Annotated in this window: 9 protein-coding genes; 2 read left to right on the forward strand and 7 right to left on the reverse strand. The window is 48.0% G+C overall.

Annotation, left to right across the window (positions count from 1 at the left end; genetic code table 11):
- Nucleotides 1-230: 230 nt before the first annotated feature.
- Together F0P94_RS10610 and recA are read right to left on the reverse strand one after the other, a co-directional pair.
- Nucleotides 231-1,037 carry a DUF3108 domain-containing protein gene (locus F0P94_RS10610; protein ID WP_150903858.1) on the reverse strand — a complete coding sequence of 269 codons (807 nt, stop codon included), beginning with the start codon at nt 1,035-1,037 and terminating at the stop codon, nt 231-233.
- A gap of 248 nt (nt 1,038-1,285) precedes the next feature.
- A complete protein-coding gene (recA, locus tag F0P94_RS10615; RefSeq protein WP_150903859.1) occupies nt 1,286-2,320 on the reverse strand; it encodes a recombinase RecA in 1,035 nt (344 codons plus the stop codon).
- A 184-nt stretch (nt 2,321-2,504) separates the two neighbouring features.
- Between recA and F0P94_RS10620 the strand changes: the two genes are divergently transcribed.
- The gene (locus F0P94_RS10620; protein WP_225307190.1) at nt 2,505-3,785 is read left to right on the forward strand and encodes a hypothetical protein; all 1,281 of its coding nucleotides are present in this window, start codon (nt 2,505-2,507) and stop codon (nt 3,783-3,785) included.
- A 799-nt stretch (nt 3,786-4,584) separates the two neighbouring features.
- The gene (locus F0P94_RS10625) at nt 4,585-5,712 is read left to right on the forward strand and encodes a cytochrome-c peroxidase (protein WP_150903860.1); all 1,128 of its coding nucleotides are present in this window, start codon (nt 4,585-4,587) and stop codon (nt 5,710-5,712) included.
- Nucleotides 5,713-5,885: 173 nt separating this feature from the next.
- On the opposite strand, the gene F0P94_RS10630 is transcribed toward F0P94_RS10625, so the two are convergent.
- The 5 genes from F0P94_RS10630 to F0P94_RS10650 form a co-directional block, all read right to left on the reverse strand.
- Nucleotides 5,886-6,326, reverse strand: a complete 441-nt coding sequence (locus F0P94_RS10630) for an RDD family protein (protein WP_150903861.1) — start codon at nt 6,324-6,326, stop codon at nt 5,886-5,888.
- A 409-nt stretch (nt 6,327-6,735) separates the two neighbouring features.
- On the reverse strand, nt 6,736-7,188 hold the full coding sequence (locus F0P94_RS10635) for a hypothetical protein (RefSeq protein ID WP_150903862.1): 453 nt from the start codon (nt 7,186-7,188) through the stop codon (nt 6,736-6,738).
- A 66-nt stretch (nt 7,189-7,254) separates the two neighbouring features.
- Nucleotides 7,255-8,697, reverse strand: coding sequence for an FAD/NAD(P)-binding protein (locus tag F0P94_RS10640; protein ID WP_150903863.1), 1,443 nt, complete (start codon nt 8,695-8,697; stop codon nt 7,255-7,257).
- Nucleotides 8,698-8,892: 195 nt separating this feature from the next.
- Nucleotides 8,893-9,858: an AAA family ATPase gene (locus F0P94_RS10645; protein ID WP_150903864.1), complete on the reverse strand. Its 966-nt coding sequence runs from the start codon at nt 9,856-9,858 to the stop codon at nt 8,893-8,895.
- Nucleotides 9,859-9,864: 6 nt separating this feature from the next.
- Complete coding sequence (locus F0P94_RS10650) at nt 9,865-11,235, reverse strand: peptidylprolyl isomerase (RefSeq protein ID WP_150903865.1); 1,371 nt, start codon at nt 11,233-11,235, stop codon at nt 9,865-9,867.
- Between the last annotated feature and the right edge of the window lie 106 nt (nt 11,236-11,341).

Genomic DNA, 11,341 nt, shown 5'->3' on the forward strand with positions numbered 1-11,341 from the left:
GCGCTAATTCTACGCATAACTTTGGATTTTTTATACTTTCAAATAACCAGCAGAAGCCTTTCTTGAGGCTCACGCCTCACTGAAGTTACAAACTTCAGATTATTTATAGGTCCAAGTTACCGCTTCGCTCAAACTTGAACCAGCTAATATGAGAAAGCCGGAATTTCAAAGACAAAAAAACAGCGCACCCTTTCGATTGCGCTGTTTTTTTCATTATAAGTTATTCTTAATTAGTTGGCCAGGGCCAGCGGGCTTTTCAGGCCTTTGTATTTATGCAGGTTGATCTTAACCGAACCTACAAACATTTCGGCCTGGATCAGTACCGGAATTTTGTTTTTATCGTCGGACAAATAAACGGTGATCGCATCTTCGCCGTCGAACAGTTTGTTTTTCGGCATTTTCGGGATCAGTTTAATGGCTTTGATCTTGCCGGCTTTGGTCTCTACCGTTTCTTTGCCCCGGTACGTTACCGTGAAATCGAAAACTTCATCATCGAAAAAGCCCTGGATCTTAATTACTTCCCCGATCTTACGCTTGTCGTAGTTTAAGGTGCGGAGGTAGTAAACGCCGCTTACAATATCCTGCACGTTGTCGGGCACTTTAAAGGTATTGGTTTCCTTTTTGTCTTCTACCGTTGCCAGGTTCTTGTAATGATCGAACATGATGTTCTCCTTTTTGCGGTATTTGCCTTCCTCGATGTTCCGGTGGAAACGTTGCGGCACAATAGAAGTAGTGTCGATGTAAGAACGCCAGGTATCGCGGATCTTCAGGAAAAAATCGAAGGAACCGGTGGTTTTACCGAACACGTTTACTTTAAAGCACGGCCGGTTGTTGATCATCTGGATGTCTTTGTCTACATCGATGGTCGCTTCGGCTGCATTAATTAAACCGTAATGCACTTTGTAGTCCAGCTTTTCGCCGGAGGTGAAGCTGTCGTTGTCGAGATGGCGCATGGTATCGCGGCTTTCGAAGCTGGAAAGGCTGAAGCCGGCAACTACTAACAGAACCAGGAAGAATGGTAAAAGGTAACGTTTCATAGAGTTAGGTATTTTCTGAATTACAGAACCAGATTTCAAATCTCATACCAGAATTTCAGTACGAGAAAATTAAAAAAAAGTGATACTTCTGCCACACAACCATTTTCTAACAAAAAAGGTGCGATTTCCACCGCACCTTTTTTTCGTATGTTCGAAGTTCGTATGTTCGAATTTTCGTAGGTTAGAATATTCGTAGGTTCGACTAAACCTTAACTTACTCGAATATACGAACATTCGAAAATTCGAGACTACTCTACGTCTTCCAGGGCAGCGGCAACCTTGTCTGGTTCGCCTTTTACCATGGCGCGGATCTTGCCTTCGATTTCTTCCATCAGGCCTTCATTGTCGAGCAGCAGGTTTTTCACCGCATCGCGGCCCTGGCCCAGTTTGTCGCCGTTGTAGGCAAACCACGAACCTGATTTCTGAATGATGTTAAGCTCTACGCCCAGGTCAAGGATCTCGCCTACTTTGGAAATACCTTCGCCGTACATGATGTCGAATTCCACCACTTTGAACGGAGGCGCCACTTTGTTTTTCACTACTTTCACCTTGGTGCGGTTACCGGTAATGTTGTCGGCGTTCTCTTTGATCTGACCAATACGACGAATATCCAGACGTACAGAAGCGTAGAATTTCAGGGCGTTACCACCGGTAGTGGTTTCCGGGTTACCGAACATTACGCCGATCTTCTCGCGCAACTGGTTGATGAAGATGCAGCAGCATCCGGTTTTGTTGATGGTACCAGTTAATTTACGCAGCGCCTGAGACATTAAACGGGCCTGTAAACCCATTTTGCTGTCGCCCATATCGCCTTCCAGTTCCGCTTTCGGAACGAGGGCCGCAACGGAGTCGATCACGATAATGTCAATCGCGCCGGAGCGGATCAGGTTATCGGCAATTTCCAGTGCCTGCTCCCCGTTATCGGGCTGCGAGATCAATAGATTTTCAACATCGATACCCAGTTTTTTAGCATAAGAAGCATCGAAAGCGTGTTCCGCATCGATGAAGGCGGCTAAACCGCCGGCTTTCTGCGCTTCGGCAATGCAATGCATGGTAAGGGTGGTTTTACCGGAAGATTCCGGACCATAGATCTCTACCACACGACCTCTTGGCAAACCACCGATGCCCAGGGCAATATCCAAACCCAGCGAACCGGTCGGAATAGCAGGAACATCGTCCACTTTCGTATCGCTAAGCTTCATTACGGTACCTTTACCGTAGGCTTTGTCGAGCTTATCGATGGTTAGCTGAAGGGCTTTTAATTTTTCGTTGGCTGCACTCATTTTGTCTTTCTCTTTTATAGCTGTATGTTGTTTTATATTCCGTAATTTCAGGCCTAAATTACAATTTTTAGCAATGCTTTGCAAGTATTTTTAGTATTCTATTTTCAGACTGCCAAACCTGCACCTGCTTGCCGAATTGTAACAGACCAAGGTACTTTTTAGTGCCAAAACCCTACGATATTTTATGCCTTTTTGCCGTTTATTTTTCAGCCTTTTACTAATATTTTTAGCACCAGTCACTTACGCGCAATTGCCGAATCAGGCGTTCTATAATCGGTTCGATAAGGTAGACCTCAACTATGCAAAGGAAAGGCCTTCTATGGGCTACGATTCAATAACAAACTCCAGGTATATCATCTGCTACGATGCAAGAACGCCAGACTGGGGCTATCCGAGCGGCAATCTGGAACTTGGCACTCGCACCTTAGGCTTTTTTAAAGATAATGAATATTTCAATAAAATTGCCGATGGCTATACGCTTTTCGGGTACCAATTACAGCCCAGCCTGAAATATTATGCTTCCGAAAAGATCAAGCTTGAGGCCGGCGTATTATTGCTGAAAGATTTTGGCAACCGGAAATACCGTTTGATCCAGCCAACTTTCACTGCGATCTATTCAACCGGGAAACATACGTTTTTGTTTGGTACCTTACACGGCAATCTGAACTTTGGTTACATCGAACCGCTCTGGGATTTTGAGCGGCAATTAACCACTCCCATTCAGAACGGTATTCAGTATAAATACGATGGAAACCGCTTCGATTTTCAAACCTGGGTAGACTGGCAGGTAATGCAATACGCTTACGATCCGAAACAGGAAGAAATTGCCGGCGGCTTTACGGGTAACCTGAAAGGCTTTTTCTTTAAACGTACCCAGCTTTCCTTTCCGCTACAATTTACGGCCAAACATAAAGGCGGACAAATTGATGTGAACGACCACCCCCTAACGACTTTATTTAATGGCGCCACCGGTTTTGAAATAACCAGCCACTTAAGCAACTGGAACGACAGCCTTCAACAGGAATCCTTTCTCCGGAATATTTACACCAAAAACTACTTCGTAGGCTACAAAGACCATTCCTTTACGCACCAGTTTCCTTTCCAGGGCGGTTCGGGCATTTACCTGAACGCGGGAGCGGATACGCGCTGGGCGAACTTCATGCTGAGCTACTGGAAGGGCAACGGCTACATTTCGGAATTCGGCGGAAGGCTTTACCAATCGGTATCTACCACGGTCAAAAATCCGGGGTATATCGAAAAGCACCGGCAGTTGCTGATTTTACGCATTATGAAAGACTGGCCAATTTTAAATGCAGATAAAACCGAGTACTCCGGTCTGACCTTTACCGGAAGGCTGGAGCCGTTTTACGATTTCCGGACCGGCAGCGTGGAGTTTGCGGCGGGTTTATACCTGAATTTCAATACTGATTTTTTTCTGGGGAAACCAAAATTGCGTAGCCGGTAAAACTGATGTTTAATTAATTCGCGTTTGCTATTTTATTCATGAAACTGTTCAGCTTTAAAGAAGCTTCTTTCAAGCTTGGTAAGGTTGGTGTTTTACAATAGCAATCGGGAAAAGCTACTTTATTTCGTCGTCTGTTGCCTAGGATCTTTTTGACGATTGAGCCTTTTTCCCTAATGGCATAGCGTTTTCAAACAAGCATCACCTCTAAACTCATAACTTTTAACTCATACCTAACTTTTCCCCTCAAGCCGGGTGGCTTCGTTTCTGCGTTCGCGGCTGCAACCTTACCTGCCCTACCGGGCTGCCTCGTTCCTCGGCACCGGTAAGCTTGGAGGCCGCTCTCACAGAAACTGGTGTCAGTTTTCCTCCGTGGCTGGCTTTTTTTAAGTTAGTTTTTATCTGCTAACGTGGTTTTCAGGGGCGCTGCGCTGGCGATATCGTAGTACAAGATCTAGAAGAAAAATTCTGAAAATTCTATAATTCTGCAAATTCTGATTCAGACAATTGTCCTGAAAATCTTTAAATCCTGAAAATCCTGATTCTGATTCAGACAATTTCATTGTGGACAGACAATGCTTTTCTTCTTCAGTTGACAGCAAAGGTGAAAATACCAGCCAACACTAAAATCTATCTTTAAAGAAGGCTTTTCGACCATTGTACCTATCGCTGAACTGTAATTTCAAAAGGAACTTCCCTCTAATTAAGACTTTAACCGCGCGAAGCCGTACATAAGCCTGAACCTGAAATGTAATTATTACAGGAAAGCATTGTTTCTTTCTCAACAATAAAGGTCTTGCTTATGAGAGTTTCGGTACTGCTTTCGGCGCTTTTACTTTTATTCACCATCGGTTTAACGGTTTCTTCTCGGAATGTGCCGGCAACTTCTTTTTTTGCTTTACCCGGAAAAGAGGCTAAGTCAGGAAACCTGATAAAACAGGAACAGTTGCTAGGCGAGAAGATCTTCTTCGACAGCAATCTTTCCAACCCGGCGGGACTCTCCTGCGCCAGTTGCCATTCGCCGCAAAAAGGCTTTGCCGACCCGCTGAACCGGTTTGTTTCGGCCGGTGCGGTAAAGGGGTTGTCGGGCAACAGAAATGCCGCTTCGGTAGCCTACGCCGCTTTTACGCCACCTTTCCACTTCGATTCTACTGAAAACCATTATGCAGGCGGTTTCTTCTGGGACGGTCGTGCCAATTCGCTGACCGCACAGGCTACAGTGCCTTTGTTCAGCCATCTTGAGATGAATGCCGATAAGAACCGTTTGGCCGCTTATTTACAGCAAAGTTCTTACCGGCAATTGTTTGAACAGGTTTACGGAGAACAGGCGCTGGATGATCCGGAAACTGCCGTTACCAGCCTGGCTAAGGCCATTGCTGCCTTTGAACACACTTCCCAGGTGAGCCCTTTTTCTTCGAAATACGATCTTTACCTGAAAGGAAAAACCCAGCTGAACGACCAGGAACTCCGGGGTCTGCAGCTCTTTAACGATCCGAAAAAAGGAAATTGCGCCGCCTGTCACTCTTCCGAACCCGATCCGGAAACGGGGCTGGTATTGTTCACTGATTTCACGTACGACAACATCGGTTTACCGGCCAATCCGGAAATTAAAAAGGAGCAAAAGGGGAATTACATACCGGATCTGGGATTGGGCGCTGTGGTGCGAAAACCGGAAGAAAACGGCAAATTCAAAGTACCAACCTTGCGGAACGTAGCGCTTACGGCACCTTATTTTCACAACGGGGTAATTGCTTCTTTGGAAGAAACGGTGCGTTTTTATAACGAGCGCGATACCGGTCGGTTCGGAAAACCGGAAGTACCGGAAAACATGAATAACGAAGAACTGGGCAACCTGAAATTAACCGAGCAGGAAATCCGCGATATTACCGCCTTTATGCGCACCTTAACCGACGGCTACCGCCCGGGATAAAAAAAGCTCCACGCACTTTTCCGGCCCTTTTCCTACCATTCAGGTTTTTCGGATTTTGATTTCAAGAGGCGGGAATAAAAAAATCGCCGTTGCCAGGTTGGTGGACCTCTAACGGCGATTTTGAATGCGTAAATATATTATAAAACTGAAGGCCGTAACCTTGGCAAATAAGCTTAGGCCGCTTTCCGGACCACGAACGTTTTGCTGAATTTATCGTGCCAGCCAATGCCGTTGCCCAGGAAAGAAAAATATTCGAAGGGAATGTGGCGGCAAAGCGTGCGTAGCAGAATAGCTTTCAAAGGCGGCTTTTCGTTGTATTCGGTGGTTACGTAACAATTGGTCATAACTTTAGCCAGGGTGCGACCGAAGAAATGCTCACAAAGAAAGTAATAGGCAAACTGTAACGGATACATGATCGACACCAGCAACATAGAATTAGCCGCGATCACTTCCTCCGGGAAAAAGGTTGCCATGATGAAAGAAGTACACAAGGCCAGAAAGATATTGTCGATCAGGTAATTTACCAGGCGCACGTTCCAGGAAACGGCAGTCGGCATGGGTTCCTGGTCGTTTTCGATGTGCCAGTTATGGGTAGATGGGTATTCCGGATTCATATAAAACAAAGATAATTAAAAACTTCTGACAACCTTGACCTTTTAAACATTGCTTCTTCCAGATGGTTTACATTTTTGAAGCGCCGGTAAAAGTCATCCTTAAAACGCGCTTCCGGCTCAATTAGTGTCAGTCGTAAATTCCAGCAAGTAACAACCTTCCGCCCTAAACCAGTTCCTTTTCTGCTTTCTTCGAGGCTTTGTTCTTTAATGCTGTTTAGAGCCAGGAAATCACAAGATTCTTCCAGAATGACAGAAGGGGGGGGAACCTAATTATTTCTGGAAAGGCGTTCTGGAAGCACGTTCATTCCCTAAAACAAAATAGCTGCACCGGAATGCAGCTTTTCATTTTCTCAAGCTCCCCAATAAGGGCAGTATTTTCTTTCATTCAGGGCAAAGCCTAAGTGCACACTTACTTCAGCCGCGGGTGAATGTTCTCGTCGCGGTGGTGCGGGTGAATGTGCTGGATCGGGCTTTTTAAGGTGGTCTGGTTTGTCATTACCATCATAGACCGGGCCGTTTCGTTAAAGTATTCCAGGCGACGGATCAACAGTTCTTTCAGCAGGATCTTGCCTTCCGGCGTTTTCATCCAGGCACGTTTGTCTTCCAGAATTTGGGCCATGGCATCGAGCACGGCCGTTTCCTGTTGCCGGTAAGCCTGCTGCAGATCGTTAATGGCGCTGATGCCTTCGGCTTTTATGTTCAGGAATACGCCTTTCTGGCCCAAAACTTCGCACAACAGGTTTACCTCCAGCGGAATAGAAGTTTTTAAGGGCGTAGTGCGGATATCGGTGCCTTTATCCAGCAGCATTACAATGGTTTCGAGGTTCTCTCTAAAACGTTGGTAAAGCGAAGCAGCTTCCATAAGATTGATTCAGGTTCTAAAAAACAGTAGTCTTTCAGGTACAAAAGTACGGAATTGCATTTACTTTTAGGCCTTTGCGCCGGTATTTTCCGTTTTAGTTTCCGGGGCCGGCATAAAGGCGTGCAGAATGGTTTGCGCCAGGTGCGCAGCCTGCTCGCTGATCTCCGGCACGGCCGTAGATTCCCAAAGCGCGCCCCGTAAAGCCGGCCCGATTGTAAACAAAGCGTTGGAAGGCTTACCGTTTTTCTGAATAAGCTTTCCTTCCGGACCGGCCAGTAATCCCAGGTGAAGCTCGTCAGGTTGCAGCAGCCGGGTTTGAAGCAGCTGCTGCACCAGCGGGGTTTCTATTTTTTCATAATTACATTGCGGACCGGTACAATTAATGAGCCGGTGCACCACTACGTTTTCGTTTTGCAGTTGCCCGCGTTCTTTCAGCTTTACGGTTAGGCCTTCCGGCTGCACTGCTGCGTGTTGCAAACGCGCCGCCCGGATCTCGAGCTGGCCGCTTTGCCGGGCTTCCTGAATGCGGGCCGCTACCTGGGGCGACAACCGGTGCCGGAAAACACTCCAGAGCGAACTTAAATGCCTCAGAAAGGTCTGTTTATCTTCCAGCGATAATTCCTGCCAGATCTCCTGGGTAAGCGGGCGGAGCGAGTCGATAAGGGCTTCGCAACTGCTGCCCTGGGAAATAGCCTGGCGGATATGCCGTTTTACCTCGGGATAAATGCGGGCCAACTTATACGGTGGCTGCAGTTCTTTCCGGAAATCGGGATACGGTTTGGTGTGGCGGTGCTCCATGGGCAGGTAACCCTTCGGGGAAAACGCGATGATCCTGCCGGCAAACTTCTGTTCCAAAAGGCTCAGCACCACGTCTACCATCGTCAGGCCCGTACCGATCAGCATAACCGTTTCGTTTTGTTTCAGGTTTGTTAGCGCTTCCGGTTTCCAGGGGTTGCCGAAATAAAAACTGCTTTCCACCACTTCCGGATCAAGGCCGGCAATGGGCGACGGGGCGAAATTTCCGAGGGCAAAAACCACTTTTTCGGTTAAAAAGGGCTCGCCGCTCTTTAACGTGACCTGGTATTTGCCCTTTGCCTGCGGAGTAACTTCCAGCGCTTCGTCTTCAATAAACTGCAGGCGGCAGCCCGCCGGCATATTATCCCGGGCACAATCGAGCACGTAGGCTATGTAGCGGCCATACACTTTGCGGGGCATAAAGGCATCGGCCAGGCATTCGCCCGGCTGGCAGTACTGCTGCACATCGGGCTGGTTTTCGAGCCAGTGCACAAAATGCTTTGGCTGGTGCGGGAAAGCGCTCATGCGGCCGGAACGTACGTTCAGCAGATGCAGGTTGCTTTCGGCCGAATACGCGACGCCTTTGCTTAGAGGATAGCCCGTATTTACGATCTTCACGCTAATGGGAAAAGGGGTCTGGCGAAGCAGCTGCACCGCCGTTAGCGTACCACTAAAACCTCCACCAATAATTGTAACGCATTTTTCAGAGGCCATTGGTTTAGCAGGTCGTTTCGGTAGTAAATTTAATTGAGCCTAATTTTACAAATATTTCGCCGGAAAGTTGCGTTTCCTACCAATTGCCTCTGGCTTTTTTAGCCTGAACCCCTACCCTTTTGGGGTAAATAAAACGAAAAAGCCTGCCACCGGAATCCGGCAACAGGCTTTTCAGAGAAAAAGGATAGCATTTTTTTACAGCAGATCCTGAATAATTTTTTCGGTAGTTATTCCTTCGGCTTCGGCTTTAAAATTGCGCACGATCCGGTGGCGGAGAATCGGCAGGGCAACCGCCTGCACGTCTTCAATATCCGGAGAGTATTTTCCGTTCAGCAGGGCATTGCATTTAGCTCCAACAATTAAGTGCTGCGAAGCCCGCGGGCCGGCGCCCCATTCCAGGAACTGGTTGGCAACCGGAGCGGCCATACCGGTATTAGGGCGGGTTTTGTGCACCAGTTTTACGGCATAATCTACCACGTTGTCTACCACCGGCACGCGGCGCACCAACTCCTGGAAAGCCATAATTTCTTCGGAATGAAGCACTTTGTTTACCGTAGCTTTCTGGCCGCTGGTTGTGTTTTTCACGATCTGCTTTTCCGCTTCGAAAGAAGGATAACCCAGGGTAATGTTGAACATGAAACGGTCGAGCTGGGCTTCCGGCAACGGATACGTACCTTCCTGCTCGATCGGGTTCTGGGTGGCGAGCACGAAGAACGGCCGCGGCAGATCGTATTTCCTTCCGGCAACGGTTACCGAATATTCCTGCATGCTTTCCAGCAGCGCGGCCTGGGTTTTAGGCGGCGTGCGGTTAATTTCGTCGGCCAGAATAATGTTGGAGAACACCGGCCCTTTTACGAACTGGAAATTCCGGCTCTGGTCCATGGTTTCGGAACCTACAATATCAGAAGGCATCAGGTCGGGCGTGAACTGAATACGGTTGAAGCTCAGGTCCAGCGAAGAGGCAATGGTATGAATAAGCAAGGTCTTGGCCAGGCCGGGTACTCCAACCAGTAAGCAATGGCCCTGAGAAAAAATAGCGGTAAGTACCAGTCTTACTACTTCATCCTGACCTACAATTACTTTCGAAATTTCCTGGTTCAGGGTTTTTACGCTCTGAAACAGCGCATCGGCAGCTTCTTTATCGGATTGAAATTGCTTCATAGTTCGTTAGTTCGGCGTTTGCAGGAGGTTGCAGCTCTGATAATCCGGGTTCACCTCCATGTATACAGAATTCCGGTTCTTATCGAACCAGGTATCTAATGCTTTTCTTCTTTTATCGTTCAGGGCGGCCGCCGAGATCTTCTGGTAATCGTCTTTCAGGTTGGCCTGGTGCGGCGGTGTTTTCGATTTCAGGTAAATAATGCGCTGGGCCTGCTTGCCGTCTTCGGTCCGGTACGGCATCGGGTTGCTGATCTGCCCTACTTTCATGGTATCGATGATGAAGAAAACGGTCGGGTCCAGTTTATCCAGCGGAATGTACGGGCTGCCATCGCGTGGGTTGGCAAATAATCCACCATTGTCCTTGGTTGCGCGGTCGTCGGAGAATTCTTTGGCGGCTTTAGCAAACGAAATGCTGTCTTTCTGAATGCTGGCCCGGATCTTGGTCAGTTGGGCGGCGGTTTCGGCCATATCCACTTCGCTGGCGGCCGGTTTTATCAGAATGTGGCGGGTATTGAATTCTTCTCCCCGGCGCTCAATAAGCTGAATAAGGTGAAACCCGAATTGTGATTCTACCACGCGGGAAAGTTTACCGGGCTCCAGGCTAAGAGCGGCGGCTTCGTATTCCGGAACCAGTTCTTTTTTCTTGAAAAAGCCTAACGTTCCGCCATCGGCTGCCGAGGCAGGATCTTCGGAATAACGGCGGGCCAGGGTAGCAAAATCTTCACCGGCTTCGATCCGTTTTTTAATGTCTTCCAGTTTTTTCCGGGCTTCGTCGCGGTTTTTGCGGCTTGGCTTTCCTATCTTCACGATCTGACCCACTTCCACCTCGGTAGAATAATACGGCAGGCTATCCTGCGGAATCCGGTTGAAATAATTGGTGACCTCCCTGGGCGTAACCGAAATGCTGCCGGTTATGTTGTCCTGCATGCGTTGCAGCACCAGCTGGTCGCGCACCTGCTTGCGGAGCTCGTCTTTGAGTTGCTTTATAGTCTTGTTGTAGTACTCTTCCAGTTTCTGCTCGCTGCCGATCTGGGACACAAAGTATGCCATGCGGCGGTCGAGTTCGCCTTTCACCTGCTCGTCCGGCACCACTACGGAGTCGGCATCGGCGCGGGCCAGCATCAGCTTGTTCATTACCAGGTTTTCGAGGATCTCGCACTTCAGGTTCGGCGAATCGGCCTGGCCGGAAGCTACGATCTGGGCATGGTTAATTTCCAGTTCCGACTTCAGAATAATCTGGTTATCGAGCTTTACGATAATGCCGTCGATAACCGGGTTTTTCCGCTGCTGCCCGAAAGCCGGTACCAGCAGGGCCCAGCAAAACAGGAACGCCCAGACTTTTTGGTTTAAAAATATACTGTTTTTAGATACGATCATTGAAAATAAAAAATATGGCCTGCTGCTAACATATAAGACCTATTAGCCTTAACGCAAAAGCCCGCCGGTAAATTTGATTTCGGGCCGGAAAATATTCCCGGCCTAA

The sequence above is a fragment of the Adhaeribacter soli genome (assembly GCF_008727925.1).
Taxonomy (GTDB): domain Bacteria; phylum Bacteroidota; class Bacteroidia; order Cytophagales; family Hymenobacteraceae; genus Adhaeribacter_A; species Adhaeribacter_A soli.